Below are 19,916 nucleotides of genomic sequence, written 5' to 3'. Positions count from 1 at the left end.
TCCACGTTGATACGTCCGGGGGAGTGGTCTTCCGGCTGCGCAAGGAAAGGCTTGGTATGGAAACCGTCGCTCCCTCTCTTGGAAGCCAACTCATGTGGATGCTCATCTTGGTTGTCGCGGTGGTGATGGGCGCGGGGTTCTACCGCGTAAAGCACCGTGATGGGAACACGAGCGCCCCCTCCTCGTCCAAAAAAGCAAAGAAGCGCCCAACAAAGAAGGGCCCTAAGAAGCGTTAACGGCTTCGTTGGTTAACGAAAAACGCATTCCTTTGACCATCTATGAAGATTCTGCGTGAAATGTGCCAAATAGGGAAACGCCCGGTGGCGTGGTCTGTTGACACCGCAGCACAACAGGCGTAACGTAGCGAACCGCGTGTTTCGTAGGCGGATGCTGACGCCTCGATTCAAGCCGTTGCACTAAGTATAAAGCTGGAATCATCACGAAGAAGGAGTACGTTTTGCCTACTATCAACCAGCTGGTTCGCCAGGGCCGTAAGTCCGTTCCCAAGAAGTCCAAGAACGCAGCTCTGCAGCACAACTCCCAGAAGCGCGGCGTGTGCACCCGCGTGTTCACCACCTCCCCCAAGAAGCCGAACTCGGCTCTTCGTAAGGTTGCCCGTGTCCGTCTTGTTAACGGCATCGAGGTCACCGCATACATTCCTGGTGAGGGCCACAACCTCCAGGAGCACTCCATCGTCCTCATCCGCGGCGGCCGTGTTCGCGACCTCCCCGGTGTTCGTTATCACGTCATCCGTGGCGCCTACGACTCCGCTCCGGTGAACAACCGTAAGCAGTCCCGCTCCAAGTACGGCGCTAAGCGCCCGAAGTAGTCTCAAAGTAGCTACTACACCTGATCCAACGAATAGAGGAGATTTCATATGCCGCGTCGTGCAGCAAAGAATAATCGCCGCGAGGTCATGCCTGATTCCGTGTACAACAACCGCCTCGTGACCCAGCTTATCAACAAGGTTCTTCTCGACGGCAAGAAGGCTACCGCCGAGCGCGTCGTCTACGGTGCATTCGACATCGTTGCCGAGAAGTCCGAGGGTGACGCTCTTGCCACCTTCAAGAAGGCCATGGACAACGTCCGCCCCACGCTCGAGGTCAAGCCCAAGCGCGTTGGTGGCGCTACCTACCAGGTGCCGATGGAGGTCAACTCCCGTCGCTCCACCCAGCTCGCCATCCGCTGGATCGTCAACTTCTCGCGTGCTCGCAAGGAGAAGACCATGGCCGAGCGTCTCGCTAACGAGATCCTCGATGCCTCCAACGGCGTTGGTGCTTCCGTGAAGAAGCGCGAGGACGTCTTCAAGATGGCCGAGGCCAACCGCGCGTTCTCTCACTACCGCTGGTAATTCCAAGGAAGGAACTGACTCATGGCTAAGCCCAAGTACAAGCTTTCCGAGACCCGCAACATCGGCATCATGGCTCACATCGATGCTGGCAAGACCACCACTACCGAGCGCATTCTTTACTACACCGGTAAGAAGCACAAGATCGGTGAGACCCATGAGGGCGCTGCCACCATGGACTGGATGGTTCAGGAGCAGGAGCGCGGCGTTACCATTCAGTCCGCTGCTACCACTTGCTTCTGGCACAAGGATGATAAGTCCTACCGCATCCAGATCATCGACACCCCGGGCCACGTTGACTTCACCGCTGAGGTCGAGCGCTCCCTTCGCGTTCTCGACGGTGCCGTCGCCGTGTTCGACGCCGTCGCCGGCGTTCAGCCGCAGTCCGAGACCGTCTGGCGCCAGGCCCGCAACTTCAACGTCCCCCGCATCGCCTTCATCAACAAGTATGACCGCGTGGGCGCAGACTTCTTCAACGCCATCCAGACCATGAAGGATCGCCTCAACGCTAACGCCGTGGCCATCCAGGTTCCCATGGGTGCAGAGGATCAGTTCTGGGGCGTTATCGATCTGGTCACCATGACCGCTTGGGACTTCAAGCCCGACGATAAGGGCATGACCTATCCCGAGCCCATGGACGAGATCCCCGCTGAGTTCGCCGACGTTGCCGCCGAGAAGCGCGCTGAGCTGCTCGACGCCGCTGCGAACTACGATGACGAGCTCATGATGATGGTTCTTGAGGACGAGGAGATCCCCGTCGACATGCTCAAGTCCGCCATCCGCAAGGGCACCCTTGCTAACGAGCTCAACCCCGTTCTGGTTGGTTCCGCCTACAAGAACAAGGGCGTTCAGGAGCTTCTCGACGCTGTTGTCGACTACCTGCCCAGCCCGCTGGATGTTCCTGCTGTTGAGGGCACCAACCCCAAGACCGGTGAGACCGAGACCCGCGAGGCTTCCGCTGACGCTCCGTTCGCGGCGCTCGCCTTCAAGATCGCTACCGATCCCTTTGTTGGTAAGCTCACCTTCTTCCGCGTGTACTCCGGTCACGTGGACGCCGGTTCTTACGTCGCCAACGCCACTTCCGGCAGCCGCGAGCGTTTTGGCCGCATCCTCGAGATGAACGCTAACGACCGCGTCGACGTCGATGGCGCTTCCGCTGGCGACATCCTCGCTGCCGTGGGCCTCAAGAACACCACCACCGGTGACACCCTGTGCGAGGAGGGCAAGGAGCTCATCCTCGAGCAGATCGAGTTCGCTAAGCCCGTTATCGACATTGCTATCGAGCCCAAGACCAAGGCCGAGCAGGACAAGATGTCCATCGCTCTGACCAAGCTCGCCGAGGAGGACCCCACGTTCCAGGTGTCCACCAACCACGAGACCGGCCAGACCATCATCGCCGGCATGGGCGAGCTGCACCTCGAGATCATCGTCGACCGCCTGCTCCGCGAGTTCAAGGTTGAGGCTAACGTTGGTAAGCCCCAGGTTGCCTACCGTGAGGCTCCCGGTCATGACGTCGAGAAGGCTGAGGGTAAGTTTGTCCGTCAGTCCGGTGGTCGCGGCCAGTACGGCCACGCCGTCATCAAGCTCGAGAAGATGGAAGAGGGCTTTGGTTACGAGTTCGTCAACGCCATCGTCGGCGGCGTCGTCCCCAAGGATTACATCCCGTCCATCGACAAGGGCATCCAGGAGGCGCTGAACACCGGTGTCATCGCTGGCTACCCGGTTGTCGACGTGAAGGTCACCCTATTCGACGGCTCTTACCACGAGGTCGACTCCTCCGAGGCCGCATTCAAGATCGCTGGCTCCATGGCCATCAAGGATGCTCTCAAGAAGTCCGACCCCATCCTCCTCGAGCCTTACATGTTCGTCGAGGTCGAGACCCCCGAGCAGTACATGGGCGACGTTATGGGCAACCTGTCCGGCCGCCGTGGCAAGATCGAGGGCATGGACGATCGTGCTGGCAGCAAGGTCATCCGCGCTAAGGTGCCCCTGGGCGAGATGTTCGGCTATGCTACCGACCTTCGCTCCCAGACCCAGGGCCGTGCATCCTACACGATGCAGTTCGACTCCTACGAGCCGGCGCCCAAGTCCATCATGGACGAGGTCATGAGCAAGAACGGCACCAACGCCTAAGCTCATCCGCACCGTTAGTACATTCCAGCGAGGATGCCCTCGCATTCCATTTGGAGGTTCAAGTTGTCTAGCCAGAAGATCAGGATCCGCCTCAAGGGCTACGATCACGAGGTTGTTGATCAGTCCGCGAAGCTCATCGTCGAGACCGCCCAGAAGACCGGTGCTCGCGTTTCCGGCCCCATTCCCCTGCCCACCGAGCGCAACCTTTACACGGTTATCCGCTCCCCGCACAAGGACAAGGATTCTCGTGAGCAGTTCGAGATGCGCACCCACAAGCGCCTCATCGACATTCTCGATCCCACCAGCGGCACCGTCGATTCGCTGATGCGTCTCGACCTCCCCGCGGGTGTCGACATCGAGATCAAGCTCTAAGCTTGCCTTAGACACGACTAGCTTGCATTAAGCCCTCTGGTTATAAGCCAGGGGGCTTTTTTGGTGGGTTTTATCCGCCTTGACCCAGTCCTTATCTTTGTCTCTGGCTTTTTCGTTTGTACGTTCGAGATGCGATCTCTCTTCGCTTGGCCGGCGGCTTTGGTGCACGAGGATTTATTCCAATCCTTGGAATGCCGCAAGAATCGAGAATATCTATGAAAGAAGAGACTTGCCGGATCTGGTCAAAGGTAAATCGCGCGAACTTGAGCCCCTGGTTTCTCAGCCTGGATTCGCGTTGACGTTCTTCGAGAAGCACCTGCTCGATTGTTGCGCCTCGATTCTTGGCTATCAGGGTATATTTTTTGCTACCATCGAGCTCGCCAGCCACGTTTCCAGTCTTGAGCTCCCACTCAAAATCGTCCCTGTATTTTGTCCTGGTGACTGGATCATAATGTTCAACCTGCAACTTTGGTAACATAACGCCGTTCTCTATCATCACTGCTCGCGCATATGATTCCCCGCCGTTTTCAGCCCTGCTATTGGCATGGCCAAAGACCTCTTTGACGTAGGCTATGCCGTGTCTGCCCTTACATTTGGTCTCTATCCTCTCAATCATTTCCTTTGCATTGCGCCTCAATAAGCGCAGCGATGAATCTGCCACCGCCAGGGCGTATCTAAAGTCGCTTTTTCGGACGCATTCTAATACGGTGCCGTCTATGGAGTCGCATTTCACTCCGTCCACGTTCTCAGGGCTATCGATCTTCATGTGGTGATAGACCAAATCGTTGGTACGTCGGCTGCAAGTCGCGGCGATGTGAATCAGATTCATCTCTGTAAAGGGAACTTCGAGACCGTGCAGCACGGCGGCTGAAAATGAGCAGAAAACCCAGTTGGGATAAAGCTCTGCGAGCGTTTTGATAATCATCTTGTATTGCTGCGGCTTCTCCATGTCCAGCCATTGCTCCGTAAGTGCGTAGAGGCCCTTATAGGGTGTCGCTACCGTCCCTTTGAGAACGCGCCGCTTCAACCCTTGGCGCTCGGAGTCTGTTTTGGGGGTGTAGAGCTTTCCGCTCGAGAATGCGTCAGCAATCTTTTTTATAAGTGTGGTCTCAAGCGAACGCGGCATATCGCCCTCCCATCAAAGCTGCCTTGCGTTAGTGTGGGCTACTATGCTTGCACATGCGTATTGCCTGGATAATCGGTTGATATCGACGTAATCTTTCTTCTGCTGGTAGGCGGCTCTCCCGTTTTCAACGTTCTGTTTAATCATTCGGTAAACGGATTAGATTGCCTGGTTATCGGTATCCGGTGCGCATCGCGTGATTCTCAATGAATCAAAGTCTTCATGTTCCAGCGCCGTTCGAAGGGGCTTGGCTTAGGTATGTGAAGATCGGTTTTTCATGAGCGCAATGATGCTGTCCGTTTGGGTCCCCAGTTTCTAATTGGGTGCCGTACGGACCAATGGAGCCAGCTCCATAGTTACGGATGGGAATCTAATTTCATGTTTGGTGCCCACTTGTATCTTTGCGGTGGCTTAATAGCTACGGGTGGGAACCCATCGACGGTATAGGTGCCCTTGCGTATGTTCAGTCCTGGGGTAAAGTCCGTTGGGGCGCCTAGCTTGAAGCCGGGTGGCCCAACGGACAAAACCGTTTTGTCGCCATGTACGCAAGGGTCCCCAAATCAGGAATTGGTGCCCGTTCGTATAGCCAGGAGCGTATGCATGCACGCCGCGGCACCCAAAACCCCGCTGGGGTCCCAGGCGGGCGCAGGAATGATGTCCTATCGCACGCGCTGGCTTCCGGGTGCAAGCTGGGAGCCGCAACGTACAAGCGTGCCTGCCTTTGCGCTCGCACATCCAAGGCCGCCGGTTCCATTGCATAGCTGCATTGCCGGGCATCCGGTAAAGCGCCGCGACGCCACCGTGTGAATCCGCAACAGATGGTCGATGCGTTGCACTGCGGAGTATAAAGAGGAATACAATCGAAAGTCATGTCTAAGCAAGAGCGGGGGGGGATGCATATGGGCGAATGGATTATTAAGCGCGCAGGTGGAGACCGAGCACGGGTGGGCGCGCTGGCGGGCATGGTGTGTATCGTGGCAAATGTTCTGCTGTGCGCGGCAAAAGCCGCCGTGGGCGTAATGAGCGGGTCAGTTTCAATCGTCGCCGATGCCCTCAACAACCTGTCCGACGCCTCTTCGAACATCGTGAGCGTGCTGGGCTTCAAGCTTGCAAGTCGCCCGGCGGACCCCGAGCATCCCTACGGCCATGGTCGTTATGAGTACTTGTCGGGCCTTGCGGTCGCCGTCTTGGTGCTGCTGGTGGCAGTTGAGCTTATCAAGTCGTCTATCGATAAGATCGTCAATCCTACGCAGGTTGAATTCTCATTGGCGTTGGTGGCGGTTCTAACCCTGTCTATCCTCGTTAAGTGCTGGATGGCTGCGTTCAACCGCTCTTTGGGTAACAAAATCGACTCGGAAACCCTTATCGCTACCGCTCAAGACTCAACAAACGACTGCATCGCTACCGGTGCGGTCCTTCTTTCAGCAGTGGTTGCACGCGTTACCTCGCTCCAGCTCGATGCATGGGCGGGCCTCGCTGTTGGGGCATATATCGCATGGAGCGGCGTAGAGCTTCTTCGCGACACGGTTGATCCGCTGCTTGGCTCGGCGCCGGACCCCAAGCTTGTGGCGCACATCAGGTCGAAAATCATGAGCTATCCCGGCGTGCTGGGCACCCATGATCTCATGGTCCATGACTATGGTCCCGGTCGTCAATTCGCTAGCGCGCACGTGGAGATGGCCGCCGAGACCAACCCCATGGACAGCCATGACGTCCTCGATAACATCGAGCAAGCATTTAAGGACGACGACGGTCTTATCGTAACCCTGCATTACGATCCCATCGTGACCGATGACCCCGCGGTGACAGATATGCGCAACCGTATCGATGCGATCGCAAAAGAAATCGACCCGCGCCTCTCGATCCATGACTTGCGCACGGTGCCCGGTCCAACGCATACCAACGTTATTTTCGATTGCCTGCGCCCGGAAGACATGCAGCTCTCCTCAGACGAGCTAAGGTCTGAGCTCGCGCGCCGTGTGGTTAAGGAATATCCGCAGGCTGTTGCCAAGATTACTGTGGACGATGATTACGTGAGCGCGTGCCAGTAGCGCGCTTCATGAAAGATCGCGTCTCAATCTAGAAAAGGCCGCCAAGTTCTAAGGAGAACGCACTTGTATACGCTATACCTGCTCCGTCACGGGCAAACGCTTTACAACCTTCAGAGATTGGTGCAGGGCCGCTGCGATTCACCGCTTACCTCAGCGGGTATCTTGCAGGCTAAGAGCGCGGGCGCCTGGATGGCTTCGCAAGACATCGCATTTAGTGCCATCTACAGCTCGCCGCTCAAGCGCGCGATGGACACCGCGCATGTGGTCCGCGACTGCCTGTACCGTGACGGCCGGCACAAAGTTCCGCTTGTCCAGGAATGTCCGGGCATTATTGAGCGTAGCTACGGTTCGCTAGAAGAAGGCTCTGTGGACGATGTTCCATTGAACGTGTGGGATCCGCGCGAAGAAGTCGTGCCATACGGGGGCGAGGGCAGCGTCGAATTGAGAGCGCGCATGGTCGGGGCGCTTATGCAGTTGATGCGTGATGCCGTTGCTACGGCAAAGGCAAGTGGCGAAGACCAATGCAATGTGTTGGCTGTTTCGCACGGGTCTGCAACCCTGCAGTTCAAGCTGGCATGGGAGCATCTTGCCCAATGCGACCAAGATCAGCCGTTGGGCAATTGTTGCGTACTCAAGTTTGCGTTCGATCCGCGAGCGGAGACGTTCAGCAACACTGCGATTGTGAACCAAAAGCTTTAGGCGAAAAATACGGGCTGTTATCCGTTTATCGACTCTGCAATATGGCGCCATAAAGGTGAAGTCTATGAGGTCAAAGCATAGGCAGGCCAACATTGTCAAGAAAAAAGAGCGCTCCCTGCTTCTGTCGAGAGGCGAGGAGCGCTTTGACGCAGTAAAGCTGCAGTTCAGACAAGGTGAAGACTTTATGAACTGCTATGGAAACGCGCGGGCACGTGTATACTAATCAAGCTGTGCCCGTTGAGGGAGGATTCTGTCTGCAAGTTTGAGCCACATCAGGGTTGCGTGGTAAAGAGCAGGTAGGCGAATGCAAACCGGCGTGCACTGTAGTTGGTAGTGGTCCTCTAGGGGCGAACACAAGGGGTGTTCGCAGTGTCCCAAGACCACCGAGAGTTGGAGATCTTGCATGATCAACATGATTCTCGGCCGCAAGATTGGCATGACCCAGGTTTGGGACGAGAACGACAACATCGTTCCCGTCACGGTCATCCAGGCTGGCCCCTGCACCGTCTCGCAGGTTAAAACTGAGGCGACCGACGGCTACAACGCCGTTCAGATCGGCTTTGGCGACATCAAGTCCAAGCACGTTACCAAGCCCATGGCTGGTCACTTTGCTAAGGCTGGCGTCGAGCCCGTCCGTTACCTTCGTGAGGTCCGCGTCGAGAACGGCGAGGAGCACAAGGTGGGCGACGTCGTTACCGTTGCTGATTTCGAGAACACCGCCAAGGTCGACGTCATCGGTACGTCCAAGGGTAAGGGCTTCCAGGGCCGCATCAAGCGCTGGGGTCAGCGTCGTGGTCCGATGACCCATGGTTCTCACTTCCACCGTCACTCCGGTTCCATCGGCCAGTGCGCCTATCCCGCCCGCGTTCTCAAGGGCGTCAAGATGGCTGGCCACATGGGCAATGAGCGCGTGACTGTCAAGAACCTTTCCGTTGTCCGCATCGATGCCGAGCAGAACCTCATTCTGGTCAAGGGCGCTGTGCCCGGTGCCAAGAATGGTCTGGTCGCCATCCGTATGGCTTAAGGGCCCAAAACCCTTTTTAAGCCCAGAGTCATACCAAGGAGAACACCCACATGTCTAAGTTTGATGTAAAGAACAGCGAGGGCACCAAGGTCGCCGAGGCCGAGCTCGCTGCTGAGGTTTACGGCATCGAGCCGAACCTCCACGTTATGCACCACATCGTTACCTGCCAGCAGGCCTGCTGGCGTCAGGGCACCCAGTCCGCTAAGACCCGTTCCGAGGTCTCCGGCGGCGGCAAGAAGCCTTGGCGTCAGAAGGGTACCGGCCGTGCCCGTCAGGGTTCGACCCGTTCCCCGCAGTGGCGTCACGGCGGCGTGGTCTTCGCTCCGAAGCCCCGCTCCTACGCTAAGCGTATGAACAACAAAGAGGTCAAGCTCGCTATGCGTTCCGCGCTTTCCGCTAAGGTTCGCGACAACGAGCTCGTTCTCGTCGACGACTATGGCTTTGAGAAGCCGTCCACCAAGGCTGCTGTGGCAATGCTCAAGGCTCTCGGCCTTGAGGGCAAGCGCCTCACGATCATCGTGCGCGAGGACGACATCAATGCCTACCTGTCTTTCCGCAACATTCCCAAGACGTTCATCATCACGCCCAACGAGGCCAACACCTATGACCTCGTTAACAACGGCGCCCTGCTGATGCCCGCTGACGTCGCGACCCACTTCGGGGAGGTACTCGCCTAATGGACGCACATTCCGTGATCATCCGTCCGGTCGTCTCCGAGCGTGCTTTCTCCAACATGGAGCAGAACAAGTACACGTTCGAGGTTGCTAAGGACGCCAACAAGTATCAGATCAAGGACGCTGTTGAGGAGATCTTCAACGTCAAGGTCACCCGCGTCAACACCCTGACCGTCAAGCCGAAGAACAAGCGCGTTCGCTATGTCACCGGCAAGACCCGCTCCTGGAAAAAGGCCATCGTCACCCTGGCTGAGGGCGACTCCATCGAGGTCTTCGGCAACCAGGCCTAAGCTCAGGTTCTTTAATGCTCAGGCCTCCCGAAAGGGAGGCGTGAGAATGGTGTATCGGGTCTTAAAAGTAGATACGCCCGATACCGTGGTAAATCCGGTGTCACCGCACCCGCGATCCCAGCTTGCGGTGGCGAGCGGATTGATATGAAAGGGATAGATTAATGGCTGTAAAGCATCTTAAGCCGACCAGCGCAGGCAGGCGCTGGCAGACGATTTCGGACTTTGCCGAGATCACCTGCACCACTCCCGAGAAGTCTCTTCTCGAGCCCCTGTCCAAGAAGGCTGGCCGTAACAATCATGGTCACATCACCGTCCGTCACCAGGGCGGCGGCCACAAGCGTCAGTATCGTCGCATCGACTTCAAGCGCAACAAGGACGGCGTGCCCGCCAAGGTTGCCACGATCGAGTACGATCCTAACCGCTCTGCTCGCATCGCTCTGCTCCACTACGTGGACGGCGAGAAGCGCTACATCCTGGCTCCCAAGGGCCTCAAGGTTGGCGATACCGTCGTGTCCGGCGCTGGCGCCGACATCAAGCCCGGCAACGCCATGCCGCTTTCCGAGATCCCCGTTGGTACCCTGATCCACGCGATCGAGTTCCAGCCTGGCAAGGGCGCTGCTATCGCCCGTTCCGCTGGTACCGCTTGCCAGCTCATGGGTAAGGAGGGCAAGTACGCCATCGTCCGTATGCCTTCCTCCGAGATGCGCCGCATCCTCGTGACCTGCCGCGCGACCGTTGGCGAGGTCGGCAACGCCGAGCACTCCAACATCGTCATCGGCAAGGCCGGTCGTAAGCGCAACATGGGCGTTCGTCCGACCGTCCGCGGTACTGTCATGAACCCGGTTGACCACCCGCACGGCGGTGGCGAGGGCAAGAACCACACCTCTGGTCGTCCCTCTGTTACTCCTTGGGGTAAGCCGACGAAGGGCTATCGTACCCGCAAGAAGAAGAAGGTCTCCAACGACCTGATCATCCGTCGTCGCAAGAAGTAGTTAGATACCGAGTTTTAGGAGAAAGCACTTATGAGCAGAAGTCTCAAAAAGGGCCCGTTCGTGGAGACTCGCCTCCTCTCGCGTATCACCGCGATGAACGAGGCAGGCAAGAAGGACGTCGTCAAGACCTGGTCCCGCGCCTCCACCATCTTCCCCGAGATGGTTGGTCACACCATCGCCGTCCATGACGGTCGCAAGCATGTTCCGGTGTACGTCACCGAGTCCATGGTTGGTCATAAGCTGGGCGAGTTCGCACCGACTCGTACGTTCCGTGGTCACAAGGCCAAGTAGGGGGTTCTACGTAAATGGCAACTAAGTCTACCGATACCGAGACTCGCGAGGTTCGCGCTACCGCCAAGTACGTGCGCGTTTCCCCCGGCAAGGCTCGTCTTGTGGTCGATTTGATCCGCGGCAAGAACGTCGCTGCGGCTTTCGACATCCTGCATTTCTGCGATCGTCACGTTGCTGTCGACGTGGAGAAGGTTCTGCGTTCCGCTGTCGCCAACGCTGAGAACAACAACGGCATGCGCGCCGACAACCTGGTCATCAAGGCCGCTTATGTCGACGAGGGTCCGACCCTGAAGCGCATTCGTCCCCGCGCTAAGGGCTCCGCTTCCCGCATCCTCAAGCGCACCAGCCACATCACCATCATCGTCGCTCCCCGAAAGGAGGCATAAGCGTCATGGGTCAGAAAGTTTACCCCACTGGTTTCCGTCTTGGCATCACCGAGAACTGGCGCTCCCGCTGGTTCGCTGAGAAGAACTACGCTGAGACCCTCGGTAACGACCTCGAGATCCGCAAGTTCCTGAACAAGCGTCTCTCCCGTGCCGCCGTCTCCCGCGTCGAGATCGAGCGCGCTGGTGACAAGGTGAAGGTCATCATCCTTACCGCCCGTCCGGGCATCGTCATCGGTAAGAAGGGCGCCGAGATCGACGGCCTTCGTACCGAGCTCGAGAAGGTCGCCGGCGTGGCCAAGGGCCAGCTGTCCGTCGACGTTATCGAGATCAAGCGTCCCGAGCTGGACGCCAACCTGGTCGCCCAGTCCATTGCCGAGCAGCTCGAGGGCCGCGTTGCCTTCCGTCGTGCCATGCGCAAGGCCGTTCAGTCCGCTATGAAGGCTGGCGCCAAGGGCATCCGTATCCAGTGCTCCGGTCGTCTGGGCGGTGCTGAGATGGGTCGTCGCGAGTGGTACCGCGAGGGTCGCGTGCCTCTGCACACCCTGCGCGCCAAGATCGACTATGGCACCTCCACCGCTCACACCACCATGGGTTCCTGCGGTGTCAAGGTCTGGATCTACCTGGGCGAGAAGCTTCCCGGCCAGCCTGTTCCCAACCCGGCTCTCGAGGGCTCTTCCCGTCCTCGTCGTCGCAATAACGAGAGGAGGGGTCAGTAGTGCTTGCTCCTAAGCGTATTCTTCACCGTAAGGTGCAGCGTGGCTCCATGAAGGGCCAGGCCAAGGGCAACACCCAGCTCCATTTTGGTGATTTCGGTATTCAGGCTCTCGAGCGTCATTGGATCACCAACCGTCAGATCGAGGCCGCTCGTATCGCCATGACCCGCTATATGAAGCGTGGCGGTAAGGTCTACATCACCATCTTCCCGGATAAGCCCATCACAAAGAAGCCTGCGGAGACCCGCATGGGTTCTGGTAAGGGTAACCCCGAGGAGTGGGTGGCCGTCGTCAAGCCGGGTCGCGTTATGTTCGAGATCGCCGGCGTGTCTGAGGAGATTGCTCGCGAGGCTCTTCGTCTTGCCCAGCACAAGCTGCCTATCAAGACCAAGATCATTGCCCGCGCTGATCAGCAGAACGGGGAGGATAAGTAAATGAAGCCCGCAGAGATTCGTGAGCTTTCGAACGAGCAGCTTGCAGAGAAGCTGAAAGAGGCTCGTGCCGAGCTCTTCAACCTTCGCTTCCAGATGGCCACGAGCCAGCTGGACAACACCGCCCGTGTCGGCGTCGTGAAGAAGGATATCGCTCGTATCCTTACCGAGCAGCGCGCCCGCCAGATCGCAGCGGAGAAGTCCGCTGTCGCCGAGTAGATTTCAGGAGCTAGAACATGACTGAAACGACTGTTGCGCGCAATTCGCGTAAGGTCCGCCAGGGCGTTGTCGTCTCCATCTCTGGCAACAAGACCATCGTTGTCCAGATCACGGAGCGCAAGCGTCATCCTAAGTACGGCAAGATGATGACCAGCACCAAGAAGCTGCACGTTCATGACGAGGAGTGCACGGCTGGTCTCGGCGATACCGTCAAGGTTATGGAGACCCGTCCTCTGTCGAAGATGAAGCGTTGGCGTCTCGTCGAGATCATCGAGCGCGCCAAGTAAGCACGACGTGTAATACCCCCAGCGATGTGCGCCATCCGGTTGCTATTCGCGCCATTTAGGAAGGCGCACCTCTCGCTGGTTTAGGTTCGGAGGAACTACCATGATTCAAATGCAAACCATGCTGAACGTCGCCGACAACTCCGGCGCACGCAAGGTTCGCTGCATCAAGGTGCTTGGCGGTTCCAAGCGCCGCTATGCGGGAATCGGCGACGTTTTTGTCGCAGCCGTGCAGGAGGCCACGCCTGGCGCCAACGTCAAGAAGAAGGACGTTGTCAAGTGCGTCGTCGTTCGCACCGTTAAGGAGATCCGTCGTAAGGACGGTTCTTACATCCGCTTTGATGACAACGCTTGCGTCGTCATCAACAACGATGGTTCGCCGGTCGGCACCCGTATCTTCGGGCCCGTCGCTCGCGAGCTTCGTGACAAGAAGTACATGAAGATCGTCTCGCTCGCACCCGAGACCCTCTAAGATTAGGGAGAGACCACTATGTCTATGTCCATTAAGAAGGGCGACAAGGTCGAGGTGCTCTCCGGCAAGGATCGCGGTAAGCAGGGTATCGTTCTGCGCGCGCTCCCCAAGGAGGGCAAGGTCGTTGTCGAGGGCGTCGCCATCGTCAAGAAGGCCGTCAAGCCCAACCAGCAGAACCAGCAGGGTGGCATCGTTTCGCAGGAGGCTGCGATCGACGCCTCCAACGTAAACCTCGTTTGCCCCAAGTGTGGTCAGCGTACTCGCGTTGGTCACGAGGCCGGCGAGCTCGATGGCCACAAGACCAAGCTGCGCATCTGCAAGAAGTGCGGCCACAAGTTCTAAGTTTTAGGCTTTGAGCACTTTATAGACCCCGGAGTCCTTAGGGCTCTGGGGTCTTTTTATTTTCCCGCGTGTCTTGCTGCCCGTGTTTAGCTAATGGTTCCTGTAGTCAACTTCATCTACTTACGTGAGGGGTCATTTGGCGCCTTCAACAGTTTGTACGTTTGGGCTTCGAAGCTGACATTGGATTCCCATGCGAATAAAAGATTCTCTCGCTGTATCCGTTTTGGCGCCCAGTTTTCATTTTGGTGCCCGGGTGTATTTCGAATGCTCTGCGAATGTTCAAACGGGCATCCATCTTCTTTTCGGGTGCCACGATGAACGTAATCGTACTTTGATAGAAACGCTTGGGCACCCAAATCTAATCTGGGTGCCCAAGCGTGCGAGCAAAACGGTTGGGATGCACGTTTGGGTATCGAGTTTACAAAGTGGTGCCGGGTCGGAAATGGGCGGCTATGGGCGACGGCGCGCATTGTTGCCGGTTTTGAACTGGATTGGCAAAAGTAATGCCCCTTGTACCATTAGGTACAAGGGGCATGAATCGTTTTGATCCCAATGGTTTATGCGTATCAGCAGTACTATCTTGGAGATTGGAACATACTTGTCAACCCGTTAATTTGCGCAACAGAGTTGTAGCCTAATCTACGCCGACAAACAAGCAGCCTGCAGAGGTGCCTTGCAGGCGTTTGCCAGGCGTGCGTCCTGCAAGTGCGGCATCGAGCGCGCGGCGGGCGTGAGAGATGGCGCGTTTGAACTCGTCCTCGTCCATAAGCGTGGCGTCAACCATAAAGTGGGTGACACCGGCGGCGAGGAGCTGGGGAATCTGCGGCGTGATATCGATCATCGAGGAATCATACAGGTGCGAGCGCCCGTGGATGTCGGTTGTTACGGGCAGCTTCTTGCCATCGATGTTGCGCAGCCAGAGCGGTTTGCGGCGCAGAAGACAGGAGCTGCAGTTGTGGATGCAGGCGTCGGCGACCTGAAGGATGCAGTGCTCGCTGGTCATAACGCGCGGCTTTCCTAAAACTTCAATGCCAAATGATGTTGCGAGGGAGGTTGCTGCCTTTGGGCAGAAGCGCTCGATCTCGGTAAGGGTGAGTTCGGGGGAGAGCCAGAACAGCGCGGCTCCGGCCTCCGCTAGCATGGTTGCGCAGGCGAGGTTGTGCACCGGGATGCAAGAGCGAAGCTGGGCCGTAGCGCCTCGTTGGGAGGCGAGGGCGAGTTCTGAGATATTGCCGCACGCAACGGTCGCCCCTTCGAGAACCCATGGATCGATGCGGCTGTGATCGCCTTCGCGGCAGACTTCATCTAAAAGCGGAATGATACCGAGCTCTGAAGCCTGGGAGGGCGAGATGTTGGCAGCATCAAGCGAGTCCGTGGTGACGTAGATGACGTCGGCGCCGAGCTCTCGTGCGAGCGCGGCGAAGCGGGGTGTGGTGACGACGACGCAGAGGGAGGGCTTGGTTGAAGCGTAACCGGCTTGAGCGGCGATAGGGGTGGAAGAAGATTCCGGCTTGGTGAGGGCGCCCTCGGCGGCAGCTGGGGTTACGACGGAGGTTGCGGTGAGAGCTGCCTGGGGGAATGGGCCCACGTTGTCAAGGTCGCGTGCAATAGCGGCGTAAGGGGAGAGAATGGCCTCTTCCAGCGCCTTGCAGGCGGTGGCGCGTACCTTGTGTACGGACGAGAAGCCCATGCCGCAGCCCTCGTCCATGTCGACGGTAAACGAGGCGGCTTGGAAGGGTGAGGCGCCCATGCGACCCACGTGCTCGATAAGGTCTTCGCGGGTGACGGGACGGGTTCGCGCGGGTTCGACGATAAAGCCTGTGGCGCACGCCGCAAGCGAGGGGTCGTTGACGCATGAGAGCGAGACGGCGAAGGGTTGGCCCAAGCGAGCGGTGATGTGGACGTTAACGGGGCGATGGCGGAGGATATCGCGCTTGAGGGCAGCGTTGGCGGTGTCGATAGCGCGTTGGCTGCGGATTACGCGGACGCGGCTGCCGGCTGGCATGGCGCGAGCGATGTCGCAATCGATGGTTTCGCCGGCGACGGCGTCGACGGGCGCGAGCGTGGTGAGAAATTGGTCGAACTCGTCATCATGGCGAAGCTCGAGCAGATCGCCCTTGTCGACTGGCTCGAAGAGATGGATGCGGGCGATGGCTGCGCGTCGACGTCGATCGTCTGGATGCAATCCCCGGACATCACGACCCGTGGGGCGGCTGGCGATGACCTCGCCAACAAGCTGGCCGCGGTTATTCGAGCGCTCGTAGCTCATCATCTCATCGCCGGATGCGCCATGCTGGTATTCGGTGGTGAAGTCGCGATTGAAGCAGCGCTTGAGCTGGCGGACGCGCGCCTCTCGCTCGGCTTCGTTGGCGGTGCGGCTTGCAAGGGCGTCATCCAGCTGACGTCGATAGACATCGACGATGGAGTAGACATAATCCGGGGCTTTCATGCGCCCTTCAAGCTTGAGGGCGGAAGCGCCGGCGTCAAGCAGCTCTCCAAGCATGGCGGAAGTGTTGGTGTCGCGCGGGCATAGAGGGCGCTCGCGATTGGCAGGGGAGAGCACGCGGCCCTTCTCGTCCACCAATTCATAGGGGAGGCGGCAGGGCTGGGCGCACATGCCGCGGTTTGCCGAGCGGCCGGCACGGGCGAAACTGGAGAGCAGGCACACGCCCGAATAGCAGAAGCAGATGGCGCCATGGGCGAAGACCTCTAAGTCGATACCAACCTGAGAGATGGTCGCGATTTCGGGAACGGAGAGCTCGCGCGATAGGGTGACGCGGTCGGCGCCCGCATCCCTGCACCATGCGGTCGCGCGTGCATCATGAATATTAGCCTGAGTAGAGATATGGGTTTCAAGCTGGGGCATTAGGCGGCGTATTTCGCGGAACAGGCCCCAGTCCTGGATGATGAAGGCATCGGCGCCAAGCTGGGCGCAACGGCGGACCAGTGAGAGGGCGTCGACCATTTCCTCGTCCTTGATAACGATGTTAACCGTAACGTAGACGCGAGCGCCAGCCAGATGGGCGGCGCGGCAGGCGGCCTCGAAGGTCTCATCGGTGAAGTTGTCGGCTTTGCGACGCGCATTGAACGAGCCCATACCGCAATAGATGGCATCGGCGCCGGCGGCGAGCGCGGCGGCGAAGGGCGCGGGCCCACCCGCGGGGGCGAGCAGTTCCGGAGCGGGAACGTGGTGAGGCGCTCGCGAAGCGGGCGAAGCGGACGATGCGGACGATGCGGGCGAGCTTGTTGTCATGACGTGCCTTTCCTACTTGTTTACCAGCCAAATTATACGTTGAGAGGAGCTGGCGGCCGCACGGGGAGGACTATGGGCACGGCGGCCCCATATTTATGGATGAAGAGATCCGCCGATTCCGACCGTAATAAACGGGTAATAAATAATTGTTCCTGATAATAAAAGTATTGCAAATAGGGCGCCTCTCTTATACCATCGAAGTCGAAACCAGTGCGCAGGGGAGGAGCTAACTGTGCCTCCTGCTTCGCCCGTGCGCACTGACTTTCGCAAACAGATAATCAAAGGAGTATCGCATGAGCAAAATCGTTGTTTCCTCTCCTGACGCCCCCGCGGCCCTGGGCCCCTATTCCGCCGGCATCAAGACCGGTGAAATGGTGTTCCTTTCCGGTCAGCTCGGTCTCGATCCCCAGACCGGCAAGCTTGCGGAGGGCGGCGTTGTCGCCCAGGCACAGCAGTCGCTTAAGAATATCGAGGCATTGCTTGCCGCTGCCGGCGCGACGTTCGACAACGTTGTGAAGACCACTGTATTCCTGGCGGATATCGCCGACTTCGCTGCCGTGAACGAGGTCTACGCTTCCAAGTTCACCGAGCCGTATCCCGCGCGCAGCGCCGTTCAGGTGGGTGCCCTGCCCGCTGGCGGCCTTGTCGAGATCGAGGTCGTTGCCGCCCTATAGGACAATCAACGAGGGGCTCGGGAATCTTGTGTTTGGCGCCCATGGTGTGACTGCCGTGGACGAACATGGCATGCAAAGGCGCCGTTCCGAATCACGATGGTTCGGAACGGCGCCCTTTTATTGCAATCGTTTCCCGAGCCGCCCGCCGTGTGGATCTCATGAACGCGGCGAACTTTGGGGCTAGAGTTCTTTTTTGACCTTTTGCAGGTATCGATAGACGCTGGGCTCGGATACGCCCATAACTTCCGCAACGGTGGCGACGGCTCCCTTTAGCAGGAACATGCCGTTGTTGTTGAGATTGCGGATGATTTCCACGCGATCGCTCTGGCTCAGCTTGTCGGGGGAGATGCCGCGCGGCGTGGTGATGCGCGAGATAGCGCTGACGATAAGGTCTTGGGTAGAGTCGGTGAGGCTCTCGACTTCAAGGGCGTGAGAATCGCCGTCGTCGCTTGCGGGGCGCTGTGTGGGCGTGTAGAACCCGGAGAGTTGATGCGCCACGGCGGCGAGCTGGTTGAAGGGGCCGACGTCTGTGTTGACGCAGAGCATCCCCACGATCAAGCCGTTCTCGCGGATAAGGTACGAAGCGGAGCGAAGCTGCTTCATGCTGGAGCTATGGCTGACGTATTCGGTGATATGGTGCCGGTCGGCATATTGGTCGTTGCCGCGAGCGGACTCGTTGAGGATTTTCAGGGCAAGGTCGGTAGCCGGCGATCCGATTTTTCGTCCAGATACATCGCCGTTGCGAATATCAACCACGGAATGGTCGGGATCAGAGAAGTCGTGCAGGACGATTTCGCTGTTTTTACCAAGAACGGCTTCGAGAAAGTCGACAAACGGTACATAGCTCTGGACGGTGGGGTTCATGCGTTGCCTCGCTTAATCGTGAGTGCGATAAAAATCGTAAGTTTACAAATGATTTTCAATAACATTTTATCGAATTCGGGCGGTAGTTTATTTGCAGATGTGTGACAGGCCGCCAATAGGGGACAAGCGGTATGCGACCAAGTAGTCAACATATGATAATGGATATGTGTAATATCGTCATAAACGGTTGATATATAGAAATGAGCGGTGTTCAAAAAGAAACCCGCCATGGCCTATGAAATAAATCGGCAATGTTATTACGAATTGCATGAAAATCGGCGATTTTGGAAAACTCGAACATCGTGTCCGTTCGGGATGGTCAATGAGTGCCACGAGGCGGGTAACGGACCGCTTTTCCGGCCGCAAAAGGCTGGAATGATTCGGCAACGGAAGATATATACCGAACATAATACGCGTTGGTGTTTCCAACTAGATGCGACCAAGCGGGAAGATAAGAGTCAAATGGGAGCCTCTGGACCCGCCCGCACTGCTCCAAGCGTTATACATGCTCCTTTTTACCCGCCTGAAGCGGTTCAACTGCCATCCCAAGTGGGCACGGTTGGATACAGCAAGATAATAGCCCCAAGGGAGAACCCCCGGGATGCATCGCGAAGCGCGCATCCCGGGGGTTCTCCCTTGGGGCCTATTGTCAGGTCATCTATCCCTGAGGAAACTCGATGGCATGCAGCCAGGCGGACCGTTCTTCATTGGATATGGAGTCGACCGATCCCAGGTTGTGCCAGGCGGCGCAACCCGCTTCGATCAGCCCGGGCTTGCCCTGCTGGATGCGCCCGGCGATACCCAGCTGCCACAGCGTGCCATCGATCAGCGCACCCTCGATAGCGTTGCCCAACTCGTCACGGGTATGCGATGTGGGGCTGGCGGAGGTGGTGTAGACGTCGACGCGCTCGATATTGTCCAGCTTGCCTATCAGATTGCCGTTCTCGTTGGTGGTCCAAGCGCTGCCAATAAGCATGACCTTATCGAACCAGCCGCGCAGCATGGCGGGTATGTCGTTCCACCAAATAGGGCAGATCAAAATGAGGCGGCGTGCAGAAAGCACCTGCTGCTGGTAGCGTTTGACCAGCGGATCCAAAACGCCGCCTTGGTTGTAGACGGCCAGTTCCTCGCGGCTCAGCGCGGGGTTGAAGCCGTCGGCGTACAGATTGGCGATCTCATACGAGAGGCCTTCGCGCTCAAGGCGCCGAGCGTGCGCCTCGAGCATGGCGTGGCAAAAACTTCCCTCGTAGGGGTGGGCGTAGACAATGAGGGTGTCCATCC

General features: G+C 58.0%; 25 protein-coding genes. 21 read left to right on the top strand and 4 right to left on the bottom strand.

Features of this window, described 5'->3' with window-relative positions:
- Positions 1–56 precede the first annotated feature (56 nt).
- The 5 genes from HMPREF9452_RS09555 (at position 57) to rpsJ (ending at position 3,853) form a co-directional block, all read left to right on the top strand.
- Positions 57–236: a hypothetical protein gene (locus HMPREF9452_RS09555; RefSeq protein WP_009141935.1), complete on the top strand. Its 180-nt coding sequence runs from the start codon at positions 57–59 to the stop codon at positions 234–236.
- A 221-nt stretch (positions 237–457) separates the two neighbouring features.
- Positions 458–829 (top strand): 30S ribosomal protein S12, encoded by a 372-nt coding sequence (gene rpsL, locus HMPREF9452_RS09550; RefSeq protein ID WP_009141934.1) that lies wholly within the window; start codon positions 458–460, stop codon positions 827–829.
- Positions 830–877: 48 nt separating this feature from the next.
- A complete protein-coding gene (gene rpsG / locus HMPREF9452_RS09545; RefSeq protein ID WP_009141933.1) occupies positions 878–1,351 on the top strand; it encodes a 30S ribosomal protein S7 in 474 nt (157 codons plus the stop codon).
- Positions 1,352–1,372: 21 nt separating this feature from the next.
- Positions 1,373–3,481, top strand: coding sequence for an elongation factor G (gene fusA / locus HMPREF9452_RS09540; protein WP_009141932.1), 2,109 nt, complete (start codon positions 1,373–1,375; stop codon positions 3,479–3,481).
- A gap of 63 nt (positions 3,482–3,544) precedes the next feature.
- Positions 3,545–3,853, top strand: a complete 309-nt coding sequence (rpsJ, locus tag HMPREF9452_RS09535) for a 30S ribosomal protein S10 (protein WP_009141931.1) — start codon at positions 3,545–3,547, stop codon at positions 3,851–3,853.
- Between the two features lie 91 nt (positions 3,854–3,944).
- Here rpsJ and HMPREF9452_RS11435 read toward each other — a convergent pair whose 3' ends face one another.
- Entirely contained in the window at positions 3,945–4,979 is a 1,035-nt protein-coding gene (locus HMPREF9452_RS11435) for a hypothetical protein (protein WP_009141930.1), read from the bottom strand.
- 896 nt (positions 4,980–5,875) lie between these two features.
- Here HMPREF9452_RS11435 and HMPREF9452_RS09525 point away from each other — a divergent pair.
- The 15 genes from HMPREF9452_RS09525 (at position 5,876) to rplX (ending at position 13,844) form a co-directional block, all read left to right on the top strand.
- On the top strand, positions 5,876–7,027 hold the full coding sequence (locus HMPREF9452_RS09525) for a cation diffusion facilitator family transporter (RefSeq protein ID WP_009141928.1): 1,152 nt from the start codon (positions 5,876–5,878) through the stop codon (positions 7,025–7,027).
- A gap of 63 nt (positions 7,028–7,090) precedes the next feature.
- On the top strand, positions 7,091–7,726 hold the full coding sequence (locus HMPREF9452_RS09520) for a histidine phosphatase family protein (RefSeq protein ID WP_009141927.1): 636 nt from the start codon (positions 7,091–7,093) through the stop codon (positions 7,724–7,726).
- A gap of 64 nt (positions 7,727–7,790) precedes the next feature.
- The gene (locus HMPREF9452_RS11855; protein WP_009141926.1) at positions 7,791–7,949 is read left to right on the top strand and encodes a hypothetical protein; all 159 of its coding nucleotides are present in this window, start codon (positions 7,791–7,793) and stop codon (positions 7,947–7,949) included.
- A gap of 180 nt (positions 7,950–8,129) precedes the next feature.
- Entirely contained in the window at positions 8,130–8,750 is a 621-nt protein-coding gene (gene rplC / locus HMPREF9452_RS09515) for a 50S ribosomal protein L3 (protein WP_009141925.1), read from the top strand.
- Between the two features lie 50 nt (positions 8,751–8,800).
- Positions 8,801–9,427, top strand: coding sequence for a 50S ribosomal protein L4 (rplD, locus tag HMPREF9452_RS09510; protein ID WP_009141924.1), 627 nt, complete (start codon positions 8,801–8,803; stop codon positions 9,425–9,427).
- Positions 9,427–9,714 carry a 50S ribosomal protein L23 gene (rplW, locus tag HMPREF9452_RS09505; protein ID WP_009141923.1) on the top strand — a complete coding sequence of 96 codons (288 nt, stop codon included), beginning with the start codon at positions 9,427–9,429 and terminating at the stop codon, positions 9,712–9,714. The genes rplD and rplW overlap by 1 nt, the downstream gene beginning before the upstream one ends.
- Positions 9,715–9,875: 161 nt before the next feature.
- Entirely contained in the window at positions 9,876–10,706 is an 831-nt protein-coding gene (gene rplB, locus HMPREF9452_RS09500; RefSeq protein ID WP_009141922.1) for a 50S ribosomal protein L2, read from the top strand.
- Between the two features lie 30 nt (positions 10,707–10,736).
- The gene (gene rpsS / locus HMPREF9452_RS09495; RefSeq protein ID WP_006235035.1) at positions 10,737–10,997 is read left to right on the top strand and encodes a 30S ribosomal protein S19; all 261 of its coding nucleotides are present in this window, start codon (positions 10,737–10,739) and stop codon (positions 10,995–10,997) included.
- 14 nt (positions 10,998–11,011) lie between these two features.
- Positions 11,012–11,383 (top strand): 50S ribosomal protein L22, encoded by a 372-nt coding sequence (rplV, locus tag HMPREF9452_RS09490; RefSeq protein ID WP_009141921.1) that lies wholly within the window; start codon positions 11,012–11,014, stop codon positions 11,381–11,383.
- Between the two features lie 5 nt (positions 11,384–11,388).
- A complete protein-coding gene (gene rpsC, locus HMPREF9452_RS09485) occupies positions 11,389–12,099 on the top strand; it encodes a 30S ribosomal protein S3 (RefSeq protein ID WP_009141920.1) in 711 nt (236 codons plus the stop codon).
- Positions 12,099–12,530, top strand: a complete 432-nt coding sequence (gene rplP / locus HMPREF9452_RS09480) for a 50S ribosomal protein L16 (protein ID WP_009141919.1) — start codon at positions 12,099–12,101, stop codon at positions 12,528–12,530. The genes rpsC and rplP overlap by 1 nt, the downstream gene beginning before the upstream one ends.
- Positions 12,531–12,746 carry a 50S ribosomal protein L29 gene (gene rpmC / locus HMPREF9452_RS09475; protein WP_009141918.1) on the top strand — a complete coding sequence of 72 codons (216 nt, stop codon included), beginning with the start codon at positions 12,531–12,533 and terminating at the stop codon, positions 12,744–12,746.
- Positions 12,747–12,763: 17 nt separating this feature from the next.
- On the top strand, positions 12,764–13,033 hold the full coding sequence (gene rpsQ, locus HMPREF9452_RS09470) for a 30S ribosomal protein S17 (RefSeq protein WP_009141917.1): 270 nt from the start codon (positions 12,764–12,766) through the stop codon (positions 13,031–13,033).
- 100 nt (positions 13,034–13,133) lie between these two features.
- Positions 13,134–13,502: a 50S ribosomal protein L14 gene (gene rplN / locus HMPREF9452_RS09465; RefSeq protein ID WP_009141916.1), complete on the top strand. Its 369-nt coding sequence runs from the start codon at positions 13,134–13,136 to the stop codon at positions 13,500–13,502.
- Between the two features lie 18 nt (positions 13,503–13,520).
- Positions 13,521–13,844, top strand: a complete 324-nt coding sequence (rplX, locus tag HMPREF9452_RS09460; protein ID WP_009141915.1) for a 50S ribosomal protein L24 — start codon at positions 13,521–13,523, stop codon at positions 13,842–13,844.
- Between the two features lie 634 nt (positions 13,845–14,478).
- Here the strand turns inward: rplX and HMPREF9452_RS09455 are convergent.
- On the bottom strand, positions 14,479–17,097 hold the full coding sequence (locus HMPREF9452_RS09455; RefSeq protein WP_009141914.1) for a U32 family peptidase: 2,619 nt from the start codon (positions 17,095–17,097) through the stop codon (positions 14,479–14,481).
- 293 nt (positions 17,098–17,390) lie between these two features.
- On the opposite strand from HMPREF9452_RS09455, the gene HMPREF9452_RS09450 reads away from it, so the two are divergent.
- Positions 17,391–17,771 carry a RidA family protein gene (locus HMPREF9452_RS09450; protein WP_009141913.1) on the top strand — a complete coding sequence of 127 codons (381 nt, stop codon included), beginning with the start codon at positions 17,391–17,393 and terminating at the stop codon, positions 17,769–17,771.
- 180 nt (positions 17,772–17,951) lie between these two features.
- On the opposite strand, the gene HMPREF9452_RS09445 is transcribed toward HMPREF9452_RS09450, so the two are convergent.
- Together HMPREF9452_RS09445 and HMPREF9452_RS09440 are read right to left on the bottom strand one after the other, a co-directional pair.
- Entirely contained in the window at positions 17,952–18,635 is a 684-nt protein-coding gene (locus HMPREF9452_RS09445) for a helix-turn-helix transcriptional regulator (RefSeq protein ID WP_009141912.1), read from the bottom strand.
- Positions 18,636–19,293: 658 nt separating this feature from the next.
- Complete coding sequence (locus HMPREF9452_RS09440; protein ID WP_009141911.1) at positions 19,294–19,914, bottom strand: NAD(P)H-dependent oxidoreductase; 621 nt, start codon at positions 19,912–19,914, stop codon at positions 19,294–19,296.
- Between the last annotated feature and the right edge of the window lie 2 nt (positions 19,915–19,916).

This window comes from Collinsella tanakaei YIT 12063, assembly GCF_000225705.1.
Classification (GTDB): Bacteria; Actinomycetota; Coriobacteriia; order Coriobacteriales; family Coriobacteriaceae; genus Collinsella; species Collinsella tanakaei.
Note: the sequence above shows the minus strand (reverse complement) of the source record. Positions and strands in the feature narration are given on the sequence as shown.